The organism is Methanothrix harundinacea 6Ac (assembly GCF_000235565.1).
In the GTDB taxonomy this organism is placed as follows: Archaea; Halobacteriota; Methanosarcinia; order Methanotrichales; family Methanotrichaceae; genus Methanocrinis; species Methanocrinis harundinaceus.
Window position 1 is genome coordinate 1,260,559 of sequence record NC_017527.1, and the last position, 15,884, is coordinate 1,276,442.

General features: G+C 61.1%; 22 protein-coding genes. 10 read left to right on the plus strand and 12 right to left on the minus strand.

What is annotated here, in order from left to right; translation table 11 throughout:
* Positions 1-40: 40 nt before the first annotated feature.
* Both MHAR_RS05960 and MHAR_RS05965 read right to left on the minus strand, forming a co-directional pair.
* Positions 41-664, minus strand: coding sequence for an orotate phosphoribosyltransferase-like protein (locus tag MHAR_RS05960; protein WP_014586714.1), 624 nt, complete (start codon positions 662-664; stop codon positions 41-43).
* Positions 661-1,122, minus strand: coding sequence for an NOB1 family endonuclease (locus MHAR_RS05965; protein ID WP_143763307.1), 462 nt, complete (start codon positions 1,120-1,122; stop codon positions 661-663). The genes MHAR_RS05960 and MHAR_RS05965 overlap by 4 nt, the downstream gene beginning before the upstream one ends.
* Before the next feature lie 134 nt (positions 1,123-1,256).
* Between MHAR_RS05965 and MHAR_RS05970 the strand changes: the two genes are divergently transcribed.
* Together MHAR_RS05970 and MHAR_RS05975 are read left to right on the plus strand one after the other, a co-directional pair.
* Positions 1,257-1,664 carry an EMC6-like membrane protein gene (locus MHAR_RS05970; protein ID WP_014586716.1) on the plus strand — a complete coding sequence of 136 codons (408 nt, stop codon included), beginning with the start codon at positions 1,257-1,259 and terminating at the stop codon, positions 1,662-1,664.
* Between the two features lie 13 nt (positions 1,665-1,677).
* Positions 1,678-3,441, plus strand: coding sequence for a ribosome biogenesis/translation initiation ATPase RLI (locus MHAR_RS05975; protein WP_014586717.1), 1,764 nt, complete (start codon positions 1,678-1,680; stop codon positions 3,439-3,441).
* 87 nt (positions 3,442-3,528) lie between these two features.
* Here MHAR_RS05975 and MHAR_RS13920 read toward each other — a convergent pair whose 3' ends face one another.
* Positions 3,529-3,768: a hypothetical protein gene (locus MHAR_RS13920; protein WP_228369620.1), complete on the minus strand. Its 240-nt coding sequence runs from the start codon at positions 3,766-3,768 to the stop codon at positions 3,529-3,531.
* 123 nt (positions 3,769-3,891) lie between these two features.
* Here MHAR_RS13920 and MHAR_RS05980 point away from each other — a divergent pair, with 123 nt between their 5' ends.
* From MHAR_RS05980 to MHAR_RS06000, 5 genes are all read left to right on the plus strand, one after another.
* Positions 3,892-4,440, plus strand: a complete 549-nt coding sequence (locus MHAR_RS05980; RefSeq protein WP_014586718.1) for an FKBP-type peptidyl-prolyl cis-trans isomerase — start codon at positions 3,892-3,894, stop codon at positions 4,438-4,440.
* Positions 4,437-4,862, plus strand: a complete 426-nt coding sequence (locus tag MHAR_RS05985; protein WP_014586719.1) for an FKBP-type peptidyl-prolyl cis-trans isomerase — start codon at positions 4,437-4,439, stop codon at positions 4,860-4,862. The genes MHAR_RS05980 and MHAR_RS05985 overlap by 4 nt, the downstream gene beginning before the upstream one ends.
* A gap of 74 nt (positions 4,863-4,936) precedes the next feature.
* Entirely contained in the window at positions 4,937-5,131 is a 195-nt protein-coding gene (locus MHAR_RS05990; protein WP_048144868.1) for a YwbE family protein, read from the plus strand.
* Between the two features lie 86 nt (positions 5,132-5,217).
* Positions 5,218-7,011, plus strand: a complete 1,794-nt coding sequence (locus MHAR_RS05995; protein WP_014586721.1) for a GmrSD restriction endonuclease domain-containing protein — start codon at positions 5,218-5,220, stop codon at positions 7,009-7,011.
* 22 nt (positions 7,012-7,033) lie between these two features.
* Complete coding sequence (locus MHAR_RS06000; RefSeq protein WP_014586722.1) at positions 7,034-7,534, plus strand: hypothetical protein; 501 nt, start codon at positions 7,034-7,036, stop codon at positions 7,532-7,534.
* Positions 7,535-7,696: 162 nt separating this feature from the next.
* Here MHAR_RS06000 and MHAR_RS12455 read toward each other — a convergent pair whose 3' ends face one another.
* Positions 7,697-8,191: an acylphosphatase gene (locus MHAR_RS12455; protein WP_014586723.1), complete on the minus strand. Its 495-nt coding sequence runs from the start codon at positions 8,189-8,191 to the stop codon at positions 7,697-7,699.
* Between the two features lie 282 nt (positions 8,192-8,473).
* Entirely contained in the window at positions 8,474-9,685 is a 1,212-nt protein-coding gene (locus tag MHAR_RS06010; protein ID WP_014586724.1) for an aminotransferase-like domain-containing protein, read from the minus strand.
* A gap of 169 nt (positions 9,686-9,854) precedes the next feature.
* Here MHAR_RS06010 and MHAR_RS06015 point away from each other — a divergent pair, with 169 nt between their 5' ends.
* Positions 9,855-10,277, plus strand: a complete 423-nt coding sequence (locus tag MHAR_RS06015) for a pyridoxamine 5'-phosphate oxidase family protein (protein WP_048144428.1) — start codon at positions 9,855-9,857, stop codon at positions 10,275-10,277.
* Between the two features lie 8 nt (positions 10,278-10,285).
* Here MHAR_RS06015 and MHAR_RS06020 read toward each other — a convergent pair whose 3' ends face one another.
* The 5 genes from MHAR_RS06020 to MHAR_RS06035 form a co-directional block, all read right to left on the minus strand.
* The gene (locus tag MHAR_RS06020; protein WP_014586726.1) at positions 10,286-10,663 is read right to left on the minus strand and encodes a hypothetical protein; all 378 of its coding nucleotides are present in this window, start codon (positions 10,661-10,663) and stop codon (positions 10,286-10,288) included.
* Position 10,664: 1 nt separating this feature from the next.
* Positions 10,665-11,003 (minus strand): carboxymuconolactone decarboxylase family protein, encoded by a 339-nt coding sequence (locus MHAR_RS06025; RefSeq protein ID WP_014586727.1) that lies wholly within the window; start codon positions 11,001-11,003, stop codon positions 10,665-10,667.
* Positions 11,000-11,470, minus strand: coding sequence for a hypothetical protein (locus MHAR_RS06030; RefSeq protein WP_048144429.1), 471 nt, complete (start codon positions 11,468-11,470; stop codon positions 11,000-11,002). The genes MHAR_RS06025 and MHAR_RS06030 overlap by 4 nt, the downstream gene beginning before the upstream one ends.
* A gap of 108 nt (positions 11,471-11,578) precedes the next feature.
* Entirely contained in the window at positions 11,579-11,755 is a 177-nt protein-coding gene (locus MHAR_RS13680) for a hypothetical protein (RefSeq protein ID WP_187287860.1), read from the minus strand.
* A 282-nt stretch (positions 11,756-12,037) separates the two neighbouring features.
* Complete coding sequence (locus tag MHAR_RS06035) at positions 12,038-12,352, minus strand: ribonuclease P protein component 4 (RefSeq protein ID WP_048144872.1); 315 nt, start codon at positions 12,350-12,352, stop codon at positions 12,038-12,040.
* 132 nt (positions 12,353-12,484) lie between these two features.
* Between MHAR_RS06035 and MHAR_RS06040 the strand changes: the two genes are divergently transcribed.
* A complete protein-coding gene (locus MHAR_RS06040) occupies positions 12,485-12,766 on the plus strand; it encodes a hypothetical protein (protein ID WP_014586730.1) in 282 nt (93 codons plus the stop codon).
* 9 nt (positions 12,767-12,775) lie between these two features.
* Here MHAR_RS06040 and MHAR_RS06045 read toward each other — a convergent pair whose 3' ends face one another.
* On the minus strand, positions 12,776-13,309 hold the full coding sequence (locus MHAR_RS06045; protein WP_014586731.1) for an XTP/dITP diphosphatase: 534 nt from the start codon (positions 13,307-13,309) through the stop codon (positions 12,776-12,778).
* Positions 13,310-13,391: 82 nt separating this feature from the next.
* Complete coding sequence (locus tag MHAR_RS06050) at positions 13,392-14,177, minus strand: DUF11 domain-containing protein (RefSeq protein WP_187287861.1); 786 nt, start codon at positions 14,175-14,177, stop codon at positions 13,392-13,394.
* A 402-nt stretch (positions 14,178-14,579) separates the two neighbouring features.
* Here MHAR_RS06050 and gatD point away from each other — a divergent pair, with 402 nt between their 5' ends.
* Positions 14,580-15,824, plus strand: coding sequence for a Glu-tRNA(Gln) amidotransferase subunit GatD (gene gatD / locus MHAR_RS06055; protein ID WP_014586733.1), 1,245 nt, complete (start codon positions 14,580-14,582; stop codon positions 15,822-15,824).
* Positions 15,825-15,884: the final 60 nt, after the last annotated feature.

The following is a 15,884-nucleotide window of genomic DNA, read 5'->3' on the forward strand; positions in this document are numbered from 1 at the left end:
AGATCGGGCCCAGGCCCGGCCTTCGCCGGGCCTGAACCTTTCAGTTCACCCTGATGATCTGGAGGAGGGATGAGACGGGGACCCCCACGATCTCGTCGACCCCCTTCTTGTCGAGGAGGACTCCGATGGCGTTGGTGGAGGCGCCGTGGTCGTTCAGCTCCTCCACCGCCTCCTCCAGGGTCCTCCCGGAGGTGATGACGTCATCGACGATGACGCACTCGGCGTCGACGACGTCGGCGAAGTTGGAGCTGAAGGTCCCCGATAGCTCCGTCTCCCCCGTCTCCTGAGACCATCTCTGCTTGGTGGGGGTGTAGACGGCGAGCTCCACCCCCAGCTCCTCGGCGACCATGCTGGCGAGGGGGACGCCGCTGAGGGCGATCCCGACGACGACGTCGACGTCGGAGTCGGAGCATTCCAGGCTGTCGAGGATCATGTCGGTCAGGGCCTGGGAGACGTGCCGGAGCCTTACGGAGCTCCTGCCGATGGCGCTCCAGTCGACGGAGACGTCCTTTGGTCCCTGGACCCCCGACCTCTTCTCGCCGTGGGTGAGGAGCCAGGTGACCGTCTCCCGGGATACGTTCAGCTCCTCGGCGATCTGTCCCTCCACCAATCCCTCCGCCTTCAGCTCGGCGGTCTTCTCTATCAGACTGTCTATATTTTTCATAATTTACCCCCTCGTCTCTTCTTCGCCGGGGTGCCGCAGACGGGGCACTCTTCGCCCTCTAACGGCCTGCCGCACCCCGGGCACCTACAGGTCCGCTTCGCGATCCTCCGGATCCGGGGCATGGCGATCGGCTCGACCTGGAGGCCCAGGTGGAGGGCGGCGTTCTGAAGGGCGTAGTCGTCGGTCGCCAGCCGGGCGGAGAGCTCCAGGGCTTTCGCCAGAATCTCCAGGTCGACCTCGGAGAGGACAGCGGAGTCCCCGGTCATATCGGCGGCCGCCCTCGCCTTCTCCAGCGCCTCAGCGGTGGGGGGCTCGATCCTAGCCCCCGATATCTTCAGCCGCATCCGGGACCGGAGGTCCTTCAGCTCCCCCTCGACCCCTGGGACGGTGATCACCTCTCCATCGAGGTCCTTCCCGTATATGAAGACCGACGAGTCTGCGACGATGAAAGGTGACATCCCGGAACTTTTTGACCCCATACTACTTGGACTTTGCCTCGGTGGGGGGTTGGAGGCGGTATCGACAGGAAGGGACCGTCCTTCAGACCAAAACGCTATTATGATATGATGCTGCCCAGGGGAGGGAGGATGCCATGGCGAAGAAGAGGAAGAAGTCCAAGAGCGGTCAGAGAGGAGCTTCAGACGAGGCAGAAGGTGCTGATAAGACGACCAACCTTCCCGAGAAGGGGAAGCCGGATCGGAGGAAGTCCCGGTCCGACGGGATAGTCATGACCCTCTACCCGGCGGTCCTGGGGGTCATCTTCGGGTTCGCGAGCCTCGAGCTCTTTGGGACCGGCGTCCCCGAGGAGGGGGCGGTGGGGATGACCTACCCCTGGTACTTCGTCATGACCCTGGTCATCGCCATAAGCTACTACATCCAGAGGTTCACATACCCCTTCATGAAGATAAACGTCGATGAGTTCAAGGCCAAGGACTGGTTCTACGTCGAGTTCATAGCCGTAGACCTATGGCTCGTCTCCTGGACCCTCCTTCTGAACTAGGCCGGTGGGACGGATGAGGATCGCTGTAATCAATCGGGACCGGTGTCAGCCGAGGAAGTGCATCCGGGAGTGCGAGTACTTCTGCCCGCCGGTGAGGACCGGCGACGAGACGGTCACCTTCCCCGACGGAAAGCCGGTGATCACCGAGAACCTCTGCGTCGGCTGCGGGATCTGCGTCCGGAAGTGCCCCTTCGGGGCGATCTCGATCATAAACCTCCCCGACGAGCTGGAGAACCCCACCCACCGTTACGGCAAGAACGGCTTCGCCCTATACGGCCTCCCCGTCCCCGCCGTCGGGAAGGTGACGGGTCTCCTCGGGCCGAACGGGATCGGCAAGAGCACCGCCGTCGCCATCCTCTCGGGGCTCCTCGCCCCGAACCTGGGGAGGGGCGCTTCCTGGGAGGAGGTCCTCCACCTCACCTCCGGCTCGGCCCTCGGCGACTACCTCCGAAGGGTCGTGGAGAAGGGGGTGAAGACCGCCTACAAGCCCCAGTACGTCGACAGGATACCCAAGAGCTTCACCGGGACGGTCCGGGCCCTCCTGGAGAGGACCGACGAGCGGGGCGCCCTATCGGATCTGGCGGAGAGGATGAACCTGTTGTCGCTGATGGACCGGGAGATCTCGGGGCTATCCGGCGGGGAGCTTCAGCGGGTCGCCATCGTCGCATGCGCCGCCCGGGACGCTGACGTCTACTTCTTCGACGAGATCAGCCCGTACCTGGACATATACCAGAGGATCAACGCCGCCCGGGCCATCGGGGATCTGGCGGAGACGAAGGCGGTGATGGTGGTGGAGCACGACCTGGGCCTGTTGGACCTTCTGGCCGAGAACGTTCACATCGTCTACGGGACGCCGGGGGCCTACGGCGTCATAACCCGGCCGAAGGGGGTGAGGGTCGGGATCAACCAGTACATAAAGGGGTACCTCCCCGAGGAGAACATCCGGATCCGGTCGGAGCCGATCGTCTTCGAGGTCCACGCCCCCCGGGCCGAGAAGGACGTCCCCCTCCTCGCAGGTTACGGCTCCTTCACCAAAAAGTACTCTTCGTTCGTCCTGGAGGCGGAGCGGGGCGAGATCAGGAGGGGGGAGGTCGTCGGGATCCTGGGGCCGAACGGTATCGGAAAGACCACCTACATCAAGATCCTGGCGGGGGCGGAGGTCCCGACGACCGGCGCCCTCGACCTCAAGCTGAAGGTCTCCTACAAGCCCCAGTACCTGAAGGCGGAGGCGGACCTGGCCGTCGAGGGGTTCCTTCGAAGGATATCGAAGGAGTTCGACTCGAGCCGGTACCAGTCGGAGTTCGTCAAGCCTTTGGGGATCGAGAAGCTCCTGGAGCAGCCGATGGACGAGCTCTCCGGCGGGGAGCTTCAGCGGGTCGCCATCGTCGGATGCCTCAGCCGGGAGGCGGATCTGTACCTGCTGGATGAGCCGTCGGCCCACCTCGACGTTGAGCAGAGGATGATGGCGGCGAAGGTGATGAGGCGGTTTGCCGAGAGCGCCGAGCGGTCTGTCCTGGTCGTCGACCACGACATATACCTCATCGACCTCCTCTCCGAGAAGCTGATGGTCTTCGAGGGGGAGGCAGGGAAGACGGGCGTCGCCCACCCCCCCGTCGAGATGAGGGCGGGGATGAACCGGTTTTTGAAGGGCATAGGGATCACCTTCAGGAGGGACGAGGACACCCGCCGCCCCCGGGTGAACAAGCCCGGCTCGAGGCTAGACCGGTCCCAGAGGGAGTCGGGGGAGTACTACTACTACGCCGCCGACGCCGCCTGAGGCGGCCCGCCCTAAACCATTCCTACCTCAAAATCATTCCACCTCATTCCACCCATTTTATCCCATTTCGCCCTTCCCATCTCGGCCTCAAATCGTTCCATCCCATTCCACATTCCATCCCGTTCCATTACATTCCAGATTCATCCCTTTCCATCCCGTTCCACATTCCATCCCATTCCACATTCCATTCCCGTTCCACATTCCATTCCCGTTCCACATTCCATTCCCGTTCCACATTCCATTCCCGTTCCACATTCCATTCCCGTTCCACATTCCATTCCCGTTCCACATTCCATTCCCGTTCCACCCCATTCCATCCCGTTCCATCGGAGGCGGCCCGCTCCCCTCCCCCCCGGCGCCGCCATCGCCCGGGGGCTATCCCCGATTTCTAGGATAAACCGCCATCTACATATCTATAGGATCTGAAACCATCCTCCAGGAGACTTCGAGATGGAGAGGGCAAAGGCCGGGGACGCCGTCCGCGTCCATTACGCCGGGAGGCTCGAGGACGGGACGGTCTTCGACTCCTCCGCCGGAAAGGAGCCCCTGGAGTTCACCATCGGCGACGGGATGGTGATCCCGGGGTTTGAGGCGGCAGTGGTGGGGATGAGCCCCGGCGAGAGGAAGAGGGTGAAGATCCCCCCCGAGGAGGCGTACGGCCCCCGCCGCCAGGAGATGGTGATGGAGGTGGAGAGGAGGTGCATCCCGCAGGAGTTTGAGCCGGAGGTGGGGCAGATCCTCCAGATCGGCGGGTCCCGGGAGAGGATGCTCCAGGTGGCGGTCTCTGAGGTGACGGAGTCCTCCGTCTTCCTGGACGCAAACCACCCCCTGGCGGGCAAGCCCCTCCTCTTCGAGGTCGAGATGGTGGAGATCCTGGGGAGCAGAAGAGACGGCAAGGATGAGGGGACGGAGGAGACGCAGGAGAAACAGGAGAAACAGGAGAAGCAGGAGACGCAGGAGAAGCAGGAGATGGAGGAGATGGAGGAGATGAGAGGATGAGGCAGGCAAAGGAGGGGGACTCGGTGAGCCTCCACTACAAGGGGAGCTTCGAGGACGGGACGGTCTTCGACAGCTCTGAGACCCACGGCGCGCTGAAGTTCACCGTCGGGCGGGGTACGGTGATCCCGGGCTTCGAGGAGGCGGTGGTGGGGATGAAGCTCGGGGAGGCGAAGACCGTCACCATCGCCCCGGAGAAGGGGTACGGCCCTCGAAAGGAAGAGCTTCTGGTCAGAATCGCCCGGCAGGAGCTTCCGCCGGACCTCGACCCGGCGGTCGGCCAGAGGATCGAGTTCTCCAAGGGCGACCAGAGGTTTGAGCTCACCGTCTCCGAGGTCACCGAAGAGGCGGTCACCTTCGACGCCAACCACCCCCTGGCGGGAAAGACCCTCGTCTTCGACCTCCTCCTCCTGGAGATCGAGTGAGCCTGGAGGCGCGGGCCGGGACGGAGCCGAAGCGGAGCGGGACCGAAGCCGAGGCGATAGGGAGCAGAAGGAGCATGGACGGCAAGAACCGAAAGGACATAAAGCCGGGGATGAAGGTCGAGATCATCCTCAAGCGCGACCAGAAGACCGGGAAGCTGACCGAAGGGGTGGTGAAGGAGATCCTCACCAACTCCTCCTTCCACCCCCACGGGATCAAGGTCCGGCTCGCCGACGGCCAGGTGGGGCGGGTGGCGAGGATCGTGGGGTAGGGGGTCTCTCGGCCAACCAAGATTTGTCCCTGAAACCGTTGGGGAAGCGAAAGATTTTTTCGTTGGCAGGCGAAGGGCAATTTACCATGCCAACCCAACATTATTCCGTTACACAGCCTCCCATAGAGACACTTCTTACACGGGTCAAATCTGGCGAGATGGCCATACCAGAAATCCAGCGACCTTTTGTCTGGAGTGCAGTCAAAGTACGCAACTTACTCGATTCTTTATACCAGGGTTATCCAGTCGGGTATCTGATCACATGGCGTAATCCAAATGTTAAACTGAAAGATGGATCCACATCTTCCGGTAAGCATATCCTTATCGACGGCCAACAGCGCGTTATAGCTCTTATGGCAGCTGTCCTTGGACTGGACGTTGTTGACAAAAATTACAAACGAATCAAAATACGAATAGCATTTCATCCGATGAAAGAGCAGTTCGAAGTGTTAAACGCGTCTATCGAGAAGGATTTCTCTTGGATTCCTGATATTTCTGTGGTTTTCGACCCAAAAACGAGTATATTCGATTTGGTGACGGCTTACTGCGATAAAAATCCCGGGGCAACCAGAGACGAAATTTTTCGGAGCATCGAGCGCATGAAGGGCGTTACCAGCAACCAGATCGGCCTGATCGAACTTGACTCGGATTTTGATATTGAAACTGTTACTGAGATATTCATTCGTGTCAACTCTGAGGGCGTGCCTCTGAGCCAGGCTGACTTTGCAATGTCAAAGATCGCCGTCAATGAATCCTACCGAGGCAATACCTTAAGGAAGGCTATCGACTACTTCTGTCACCTCGCAGTAGCTCCTGAATTCTTTAATGATATGCAAAACGATAAGAAGTTCACAGAGAGCGAATTCTTCCAGCATATGGGGTGGCTTCGAAATGAAAAAGAGGACATATACGATCCATCGTATACCGATATGCTCAGGGTTGCTTTCACATCGGAGTTCCAGCGAGGTCGTCTGGAGGACCTAGTCGCTCTCCTGTCGGGCCGAAACTTCGAGACAAGACAGTACGAAGAGGTTATCGTTGAGGATTCTTTTAACCGGCTTAAAAAAGGCATTCTTCGATTCATGAATGAGACCAACTTTAAGAACCTCATCATTATCATTCGCTCTGCGGGCTTTGTGGACTCTTCCATGATCCGCTCTCAAAACTCGCTTAACTTCGCTTATATCCTATACTTGACGCTCCGGGATCAAGGCATACCACCTGCCGATATTGAGCGTTATGTTAGGCGATGGTTCGTAATGTCTGTTCTTACAGGGCGATACTCGTATTCACCAGAATCAACCTTCGACTACGACATCCGACAGATTCATGATCAAGGTATTAAGGCATATGCTAACGGTCAAATAAGTGGAGCGCTATCGGATGCCTTTTGGGAATCAGCACTGCCTCAGAATCTCAATACATCGGTCGCATCTAGTCCCTTCTTCCGCCTATACCAGGCAGCACAGATAAAGGCAAATGATCTAGGATTTCTGTCTAAAGACATCACCGTCCGGGAGCTGATAGAAGTTAAGTCCGATGTTCACCATCTCTTTCCTAGAGACTATCTTAAAAAGAGTGGTCTAGCTCCAGGACATTACAACCAGATTGCCAACTATGTAGTGGCTCAAAGCGAGATCAACATTGCCATCGGAAATAAAGAGCCCAGAATTTATTTTAATCAGCTTTTAGAACAGTGTTGCGAAGGCCCGAAGCTTTATGGCAACATTACCGATATGGACGAACTCAAAGAAAACTTTTGCATGAACTGTATTCCTGAAGGCGTGGAGAATATGACGGTCGAGGATTATCCGGAGTTTCTAACCGAAAGACGCAGGCTCATGGCCCAGAAGATAAGGAGATATTTCGAAGGGCTCTAACCTCCCCGGCTTCCTCTTCGACATGAACCGGTTCTTCCAGGCGCTTCTTTCCCGGTTTCTCCGGGAGAACCTGCCGGGCTACACCGTCGTGGACGAATGCCGCCTCAGCGGCATGATATCCTACGTCCCCGGGAAGAACCCGAGAAATCGGCGGGCTCCAGACCCCCGCCCGGACTACGCGATCCTGAGGGGGCCGGAGGTCGTCTCCATCCTCGACGCCAAGTACCGGGATTTATGGGAAAACCCCCTCCCCCGGGAGATGCTATACCAGCTCGCCATCTATGCCCTCATCGGAGGGCGGGGCGCGGGGGGAAGGGCTGCGATCCTCTATCCGACGACCGCCCCCGGGGCGGAGGAGGCGGAGGTCGAGGTGAGGGATCCGGTCGGCGGCGGGGGGAGGGGCCGGGTGGTCCTCCGCCCGGTGGATTTATATAAACTGGAGAATTTAATCTCGGATGGTCGGGCCTACCGGGAGCGGGCGGAGTATGCCCGGCGGCTCGCGTTCGGGGATTCTAGGAGATGAAATCCCGTTTACGCCGTCCTTCTTCGTTTTTGACAGCGCTCATCATGGGGATCGAGGACGAGATGCAAGGTTGAGGTCGGGGCTTAGACGCGAAAGCCTTCGCGTTTCAAGAATAGATAAAACAGATCCGCCAGGAGGGCTGGCTCATTTCGCCTCGCTTCATCAGAGGCCTATCTTCGCCTTTATCTCGGCGATATCCCTTTCCATCCTCTCCATCCGCCCGGCGTGGATGGTGCCCAGGTCCTCTCTAAGTCCGCGCACCTGGTCGACGGTTTCATCCTGTTTTTCGAGCATTCTATCCATCTTCTCGTCCATCCTCCCCATCCTTTCGTTCATGCTGATGAGGATGGGGATCGCTTTATCCATCTGCTCCACTGTGCTCAAGGCCGTAGCCTCCTGAAGGGTCATCACCAACCCCTTGAAATCCTCGATCCTGACCTCCGAGACCTGAGCATGCTCTGGACGATGGGTTAAGAGAAACTCTTTGAGGTTTGATATCTTATCCTCTTCGGCCTCGGCCAGGACGACCACAGCGTTATCTGATACGTTCAGGGCAGAAAACCGCTCTATCCCCTCGATGATGGCCTGGTGCATCAGGAATATCCGGTAGCCCACCCCCTGCACCATCGGACCTGTGATCAATGCCTTTATCTTCATTTCAGATCAACCATTTATTGGCCACCAATGTTATTTGATTTTTTGGTCCCTGATGCCCCACGTCAGAATCAACCTGCTAGAACATAAGGGGGCTCGGCGGGAGATCAGCGATCCTCTATCCGACGATCTCTGGCGAGGCTGCGGGGGCCTACGCCCGGCGGCTCGCCTTCGGGGATTCGAGGAGACTAAATCTCCGTTCGATGGGGAGAGCCTCGATGGGTCGAGGATCTCAGAATGGGCCGCCCCCGGAGAAGCTCCGCCATCCAATCCCCAGCTCGACGGCTACATCATCTCCTCGATGGACCTCGCGAGCCTTCCCATCCCCTCCACGATCCTCTCCTCGTCGGAGTTGGAGAAGTTCAGCCTCAGGGTGTTGTAGCCGCCGCCGTTGGCGTAGAAGGCCTGCCCCGGAACGAAGGCGACGTCGTTTTTGATGGCGCTGTCGAAGAGCTCCAATGACGACATATTCTCCGGGAGGGTCACCCAGAGGAACATCCCCCCCTCGGGCCTGGTGCACTCGACCCCGGCGGGGAAGCTCTCCTCGATCATCTTCACCATCAGGTCCCTCTGCCTCCTGTACCCGGACCGGACCGTTTCCATCTGCTGGCTTACGTCATTGTCCACCAGGTACTGGTAGGCGATCCTCTGAGAGAGGATGCTGGTGTGCAGGTCCGATGCCTGCTTTGCGATGACCATCCTCTCCATGATGTCGCTCCGGGCGCAGGCCCAGCCGAGGCGGAGCCCCGGCGAGATCACCTTGGAGAAGGAGCCGAGGAGGACGGCCCTCCCCCCGAGATACCGCCTCATCGACGGCGCCTCCTCGCCGATGAACCTCAGCTCGCCGTAAGGGTCGTCCTCGACGAAGACGGTGGCATGCCCCCTCATCGCCCCGGCCACCTCCCTCCTCCTCTCCTCGGAGTAGCTCACCCCGGTGGGATTCTGGAAGTTGGGGACGGCGTAGAAGAGCTTCGCCGGCCCCTCCGAGAGGGCGACCGCGAGGGCGCGCGGGTCGATACCATCCTCCTTCAGGGGGACGGAGCGGAACTTTGGCTCGAAGATCCCGAAGGCCTGGATGGCGGCGAGGTACGTCGGCTCCTCGACGATGACCCGGTCTCCCTTGTCTAGGAACGCCTTTCCCAAGAGGTCCAGCCCCTGCTGTGAGCCGGTCGTGATGAGGATCTCCTCGGCGTCGACCTTCAGCCCCTTCCTGGCATACCTCTCGACGATCAGCTCTCTCAGGGGAAGATAGCCCTCGGTGGTGCTGTACTGGAGGGCTGCCTCGCCGCTCTCCCTCAATACCTTCTGGGCGGCCTCTGCCACCTCCCTCACCGGAAAGAACCGGGGATTTGGAAGCCCCCCCGCAAAGGAGATCGTCTTTGGGTCCTCTGTCACCTTCAGGATCTCTCTTATGAAGGACCGGGGAACCCGGGACATCCTCTCCGCAAAGGGGCTGATGGCCTCGTCTGCCCCTTCAGGACCTCTGGTATAATCCATGTCGTAACCACCATCCGGGACCCAGTCCCCTGGCTGCTCCAGGGCGATCCCTCCAATATATATAAGTATGATGGTGAGATCTCCTTCGCAGTTCCGTCGGGGCAGGCTCGGGCCCCCATCCTAAATCCCGTCTCGGATGGATCGTCTTGAACGGATCGGAGAGATTTATATGAACCTGAAAGAGTTCACAAAATTCGCTAACGACAACCCCGTCGGCTACGTCGCGACGGCGGAGGGGAACCAGCCCCACGTCAGGGCCTTTCTGATGTGGTTCGCCGACGAGACCGGATTTTACTTCCACACCGGCGAGCAGAAGAAGGTCTGCCAGCAGCTCCGGAAGAACCCTCTCGTCGAGGTCTGCTTCTCTTCACAAAACCACGATAAGATTATGAGGGTCGCGGGGGAGATGGAGTTTCTCGACGACGCCGGGCTGAGGGCCCGGCTGATCGAGGAGAGGCCCTTCCTGAAGGCGATCGTCCAGGGCCCCGAGGACCCGAACCTGGCCATATTCCGGATGCACCACGGAGAGGCCCGATTCTGGACGATGGAGTTCAACATGAGGGAGGGGGAGGCCCCCAGGGCGTCGTTCTGATTTAGCGCCTACCAGGGGACGAAGAGCATCTTGCCTTCAGCCCTCTTCCCCTTGACGAGCTGGCAGTGGCGCAGGATCGCAAACTCGTTCTGCACCTCCGCGGGGCTGAGGCCGAACTCGCGGCCGATCTCCTCGGGGGATGCCCCGTCCCTCGACCTGATGAGCTCGTAGATCTTCGCCTGGACCTCCGTCAGCCCCTCCGTCCCCTCCAGCCCCGCCATCTCCCGGAAGACTCGCTTGGACCTCTCGCCCCAGGGGTCGCAGACCTTGATCCGGTGGCACCGGTCGAAGTAGCACTCCTCGCAGAGCCTCTCCCCCTCGTGGAGGATCAGCTCCTCCTCCCCCAGATCCTGACCGCAGCCCTGACAGCGGCCGTCTCCATCCATCTCAATCGCCTCCTCTGGGGAGAGGGTCCTCGTCCTCTCCATCGTCGAGGAGGTAGGAGGCGTAGGTGAACCCCGACCCGAGCCGGACGAGGGCGCCGACGGCCGCCGCCTCCAGAATCTCCTCGGGGCTGGCTCCGGCCATCGATGCGTGTCGCTTCTGCGCCCCGACGCAGTACCGGCAGTTGACGGCGACGGCAGAGGCGAGGGCGATCAGAGCCTTCTCCTTCCCCTTTATGGCGCCGTCCTTAAGAACCTCGGCAGATAGCGCCTCAAAGGCCCCTAGAGCCTCAGGCCCCAGGGCCTCGACGAACCGATAAGGCCTCCGCTTATCTTCCTTCATATCGATCTTCTCCTACAAGGGTCAGCCCCGCCGTCCAGATCGCCCCTGCCGCACCTGCAAGCCATCGACCTCCAGAGGCGGGTGCATATCTCCCGGTCGAACCGCTCCCTCAGGATCTGATAGGCGGCCATCACCTCTTTGGGATCGGCCCCCTCCTCCGCTGCCTTCTTCTCCAGCCTAATGACCAGCTCGTCGTAGTTGCTGTGGTCGTGCCTGATGGCAGTGGAGATGGCTATCGGCCCGAAGGGCGGCTCCAGCCTCCCCCGGTAGAACGCCTCCGCCGCCCCCGGGAGGTCGTCGGGGACCCGGACCTCCAGGGGGACCCGGACCGCCCACCTCTCAAGGCTGAGGGGGATCCCCTCCAGGTCGATCTTCACCTTCGACCGGCACTGGGGGCAGCAGGCGTAGACCTCCGCCCGCCCCCTGTACTCCCAGCGAGCGCCGCACCTGCCGCAGCGAAGCTGCATGGTATGTACATAGTAGAACATTGTAGAAATAACTTCCCGCAGGGCCAGCCACCGCTCAGTGGGCCACCTAGGCTCTGGGCCTCTGCGGCAGGGAGGGGGGCGGGCTGCCTACTCCCCATCGTTGAAGCTGAAGGGGAGATAGAGCGCCTTGAAGCCCAGATAGGCTGTCAGGAGGACGAGGAAGGCCCTCGATGCCGCCACGTATTCGGGGGGCCAGTAACCGGGCTGGTCCAGCACCCCGAGAGAGGACATGAAGGTCCAGGGAATGGACCAAAGGTATGCCATAATCCACCTCCGGAATCGTCGGCACTGATCAAGTATTCGATCATTATATTAAAAATTTTTGGAGAAACCTCCGGTCGAGGCGGCCGGGGTACCTGGCTCTTCGATCGTCGAGGTCTAAAGATCTCCGCCCCCGACGCGTCGGTGTAGGAGCGGTTCCGGAAGAGGAAAATCTGCCGGAGGAATCCGCCCGCCCCTCCCGGCCGCCGGGCGGGATGGTGGAAGGGCCCTCGACCCCGCCCAGACCCAAAACCTCCAGGGATGGGAGGTGGAGGAGCCCCCGGATCACCGGGGCCTCCGGTACGGATACCTCATCTCCTCTCCGCACTCAAGGCAGGTGACGGTGACCATCCCATCCCTCAGCCTCACCCGGGTCCTCCCGGGGGAGAGGTAGCACCGACACCCCTTGCAGATCCGCCTCTTCAGCCGGCGGGGGATCCGGACCCTCATCCTCATCCCCATCCTCCTGGCGATCTCGACGTACCTGTCGCTCCTCTCCGGATGCCGCTCGTGCTCCTCCTCGGCGAGGACGAAGAGCCGCTCGATCCTCTGCCTCGCCAGGTCCCTCCCCCGGTAGTATCCTTTCTTCCTCCTCGCCATGAGGAGAGGTTCAGCCCCGGGGCTTATAAAGGGCATCCCACCTCAGGGAGGGCGAGATCCGCCTCGCCCTGGGGCGAGGGCCCACCATCGGGCGGATATACTATTTCTAGGGGGAGGACGAAGAATCCGGCGATGCCAGGAAAACTCCCCCGAAATGGCCCTCTCCCCGACCCCACCATATCCCCGGAGATCCGGGAGTACATCAAAAAGAGCTTCTCAGAGCTTCGGATAGCCACCACCTGCGAGGGGCCGATCCTCCTACCGGTGAGGCTCAGCCCCCCAAAGCCGATGGACAGAAGGCTCGAGGTGGAAGGGAGGACCCTCTACATCTCCGCCGTCCAGGCCCCGAGGATAAAGGAGATCGACAGCAGGATGCTCCCCAAGTGCGTCCTTCAGAAGAAGAAGAGATGCTGACCCGGCGGCTCATCGGGCCCCAAGCCACTCCTTCAGGGCGCGGATAGATCCGCCCCGGTGAGAGATCCGGTTCTTCTCCGCGAGGTCCATCTCGGCGATCGTCTTCTCCCCCACCCGGAAGATCGGGTCGTACCCGAATCCTCCAGAGCCCCGGGGTTCGAGGGCGATCTCCCCTTCCAGCTCCCCCGAGAAGAGGATCGGCTCCATCCCCGGCTCCGCGTACGCCACCACCGACCGGAAGACCGCCCTCCTATGGGGTCTTCCCTCCATCAGCCGGAGGATCCCCTCGTTTCCGATGGTATCGAAGACGTAGGCGGAGTAGACCCCGGGAAAACCCATCAGGGAGTCGATGAAGAGCCCCGCGTCCTCGATCATCACGGGCCCCGGCAGCCTATCCACCACATCCCGGATGCCATAGACCGCCACCTCCTCAAGGGTGTCGGCCTGGATCTCGGGGTACCCGATCTTCCTCTGCTCTACGTCCCCCAGAAGCTCTTGGGCCTCCTCATACTTTCCCCGGTTCCCGGTGACGAAATATATCAAAGTGAAAAGCCTCCCCAGAAACCTTCATCGCACGCATATTAATCGGCTTTCCTCGAGTAGACCGAGGCCCGGGGCGGCCGACTCAACCGATCCGATCGACCCGGCAGCTCGAGACCTCTGAGTTGCATGCCGGATCGACGGAGTCCATCCACCTGACGGTGATCGTCACCCCTGGATTCGATCTTGCTGTGGTGGGTGAGAGGTCCCCGTAGACTCTGACCCGCTTCGTCTCCCCCGGCGCGAGGTCGCCCAGATCCAGAAAACCGATCCAATCCCCTTCATCCCCCGTCGCCTCATTCCTGTACCTGGCGCCGTTGAGCCACATCACCACGGGGATGAGATCCATGAACCATACATTTCGGGCGTAGCTAGGGCCGTGGTTGGCGACATTGACGACGTAAAGGGGCATATCTTCTCCACCCTCCTCCGGGGAAGGACACGTCACCACCACCCTCACCTCCGCCTCGGCCATTACCGTGGTTTGGGTGGAGGCCTCGATCTCCTCCGGACGGGGGTCGGCCCGATCTTCCGTCACCCTGGCGGCGGCGGAGATCACCGTCCCTGGCGGGACCGAAGGGGCGACCACCAGATCCACTGTCAGCCTCTCGACCCCCCCGGCGGAGAGGTCCCCGACGGTCCAGACCCCACCCCTCCGGTCGTACTCTCCCCGGCTGACGGTGAAGGACTCCAGGGTGACCCCCTCGGGGATCGAGAGGTTGGTGGTGATGATCACGGAGGCGGCGGGGCCGGAGTTCCTCACCTCGAAGGTGTAGCTGAAGCTCTCTCCCGCGACGACGGCTTCGCCCTTTGCCGAGGATGTCACGGAGAGGTCCAGGGCGGCCAGGGCCCCCCCGGGGACTATCCCCACCGCGGAGACGAGGACGATCAGGCCGAGGAAAATTATAGATGCCTGCCGAGAGGCGCGGGCGGGGATCCGCCCGGGGAGCCAGAGCCCGGACCGCCGAGGAGAACGGGGATGATCGCCACCTTTGTTGCCAAGAAGGACCGGATATGAGCCTTCGGTCCGCCCTTCAGAACCCGACCACCACCATGAGACCATCTTCAGCCCCCCTCCAGAATTTTGGGCAACATTGTTTTCTTATAGCAACTTTGCCATACCGCACCGAGGGTTGTATCACCAGGATATAAATCTGTCGCGCCTTGGCGGAAGAGATGGCGCCTCCCCGTCGATGGCCGCCCCCCGGAGGGGAACGTTTTTCATCCCTCGAAATCACCCTCTGTCGAAAAGGAGGCAGGAGCTGATGCGGTGATGCTGGAACTGGGGGATAGAATAGCGGTCACAAAGGACGGCGTCCGCCGGGAGGGGGTCCTGATGCCCTCCGTCAGCGGCAGAGTGGTCATCAAGATGGAGAGCGGCTACAACGCCGGCTTCGATCCGGAACGGTCCGTGGTGGAGCTTCTGGCTCGGGGGAAGGCCCTGAAGGTCCCCCCGCCTCCGCCCCTGCCGCGCTCGGAGGGGCTCCCGAAGGTCTCGATCCTCTCCACGGGGGGGACGATCGCCAGCAAAGTCGACTACAGGACGGGGGCTGTCACCAGCCAGTTCTCCGCCGAGGAGATCATATCATCGATCCCGGAGCTCTTGGAGATCGCGAACTACGAGGGGAAGGTGATCTACAACATCCTCAGCGAGAACATGAAGGCCGAGTACTGGCAGGTCCTGGCGAGGGCCGTCGGGTCGGAGATAGAGAAGGGCGCAGCAGGCGTCATCATCACCCACGGGACCGACACCATGACCTACACCGCCGCCGCCCTCTCCTTCATGGTGAAGACCCCGGTTCCGATCGTCCTCGTCGGCTCCCAGAGGTCCTCCGACCGGCCCAGCAGCGATGCCGCCATGAACGCCATCTCGGCGGCCAGGGTGGCGACGACGGATATCGCCGAGGTGACGGTGGTGATGCACGGGTCCACCAGCGACGACTTCTGCCTCGTCCACCGGGGTACTCGGGTCCGGAAGATGCACACCTCCCGGAGGGACGCCTTCCGGAGCATAAACCAGCACCCCATCGCCAGGGTCCTTTATCCGTCCCGGGATCTCGAGATCCTGGGGGACTTCCGGAGGAGGGGCGAGGTGGAGCTGGAGGTGAACGATCGGCTCGAGCCGAGGTGTGCCCTCGTCAAGTACTTCCCCGGAGGGAGCCCCGACCTCTTCGAGGAATGCATCGCCGCCGGGTACCGGGGGATCGTCCTGGAGGGGACGGGGCTCGGCCACGTCGCCTCCGACTGGGTGGGGTCGATAAAGGCCGCCACCGACGCGGGGGTCCCCGTGGTGATCACCTCCCAGTGCCTCCGGGGGAGGGTCTGTGACCGGGTTTACGACACGGGCCGAGACATCCTCGCCGCCGGAGGTATCGAAGGCGGGGACATCCTCCCCGAGGTGGCCCTGGTGAAGCTGATGTGGGCCCTCGCCAACACCGGCTCCGTCGACGAGGCGGAGGCGGTGATGAAGATCTCCCTCGCGGGAGAGATCTCCGCGTCGACCCCGACGACGGTCTGAGGCCGGGGGCGGCCGCTAAACCCCCCCGCCCTCCGCCCCCAACGCTTATAAACCATATCG

Bases quoted from the DNA above. Each gene is read 5' to 3' on its own strand.
- MHAR_RS13920 (WP_228369620.1), bottom strand. From the start codon at position 3,768: ATGGAACGGGATGGAATGGGGTGGAACGGGAATGGAATGTGGAACGGG.
- MHAR_RS05980 (WP_014586718.1), top strand. From the start codon at position 3,892: ATGGAGAGGGCAAAGGCCGGGGACGCCGTCCGCGTCCATTACGCCGGG.
- MHAR_RS05995 (WP_014586721.1), top strand. From the start codon at position 5,218: ATGCCAACCCAACATTATTCCGTTACACAGCCTCCCATAGAGACACTT.
- MHAR_RS05975 (WP_014586717.1), top strand. From the start codon at position 1,678: ATGAGGATCGCTGTAATCAATCGGGACCGGTGTCAGCCGAGGAAGTGC.
- MHAR_RS05960 (WP_014586714.1), bottom strand. From the start codon at position 664: ATGAAAAATATAGACAGTCTGATAGAGAAGACCGCCGAGCTGAAGGCG.
- MHAR_RS06035 (WP_048144872.1), bottom strand. From the start codon at position 12,352: ATGGCGAGGAGGAAGAAAGGATACTACCGGGGGAGGGACCTGGCGAGG.
- MHAR_RS06025 (WP_014586727.1), bottom strand. From the start codon at position 11,003: ATGAAGGAAGATAAGCGGAGGCCTTATCGGTTCGTCGAGGCCCTGGGG.
- MHAR_RS06040 (WP_014586730.1), top strand. From the start codon at position 12,485: ATGCCAGGAAAACTCCCCCGAAATGGCCCTCTCCCCGACCCCACCATA.
- MHAR_RS05970 (WP_014586716.1), top strand. From the start codon at position 1,257: ATGGCGAAGAAGAGGAAGAAGTCCAAGAGCGGTCAGAGAGGAGCTTCA.
- MHAR_RS13680 (WP_187287860.1), bottom strand. From the start codon at position 11,755: ATGGCATACCTTTGGTCCATTCCCTGGACCTTCATGTCCTCTCTCGGG.
- MHAR_RS05990 (WP_048144868.1), top strand. From the start codon at position 4,937: ATGGACGGCAAGAACCGAAAGGACATAAAGCCGGGGATGAAGGTCGAG.
- MHAR_RS06030 (WP_048144429.1), bottom strand. From the start codon at position 11,470: ATGCAGCTTCGCTGCGGCAGGTGCGGCGCTCGCTGGGAGTACAGGGGG.
- MHAR_RS06015 (WP_048144428.1), top strand. From the start codon at position 9,855: ATGAACCTGAAAGAGTTCACAAAATTCGCTAACGACAACCCCGTCGGC.
- MHAR_RS12455 (WP_014586723.1), bottom strand. From the start codon at position 8,191: ATGAAGATAAAGGCATTGATCACAGGTCCGATGGTGCAGGGGGTGGGC.
- MHAR_RS05985 (WP_014586719.1), top strand. From the start codon at position 4,437: ATGAGGCAGGCAAAGGAGGGGGACTCGGTGAGCCTCCACTACAAGGGG.
- MHAR_RS05965 (WP_143763307.1), bottom strand. From the start codon at position 1,122: ATGTCACCTTTCATCGTCGCAGACTCGTCGGTCTTCATATACGGGAAG.
- MHAR_RS06020 (WP_014586726.1), bottom strand. From the start codon at position 10,663: ATGGATGGAGACGGCCGCTGTCAGGGCTGCGGTCAGGATCTGGGGGAG.
- MHAR_RS06000 (WP_014586722.1), top strand. From the start codon at position 7,034: ATGAACCGGTTCTTCCAGGCGCTTCTTTCCCGGTTTCTCCGGGAGAAC.
- gatD (WP_014586733.1), top strand. From the start codon at position 14,580: ATGCTGGAACTGGGGGATAGAATAGCGGTCACAAAGGACGGCGTCCGC.
- MHAR_RS06010 (WP_014586724.1), bottom strand. From the start codon at position 9,685: ATGGATTATACCAGAGGTCCTGAAGGGGCAGACGAGGCCATCAGCCCC.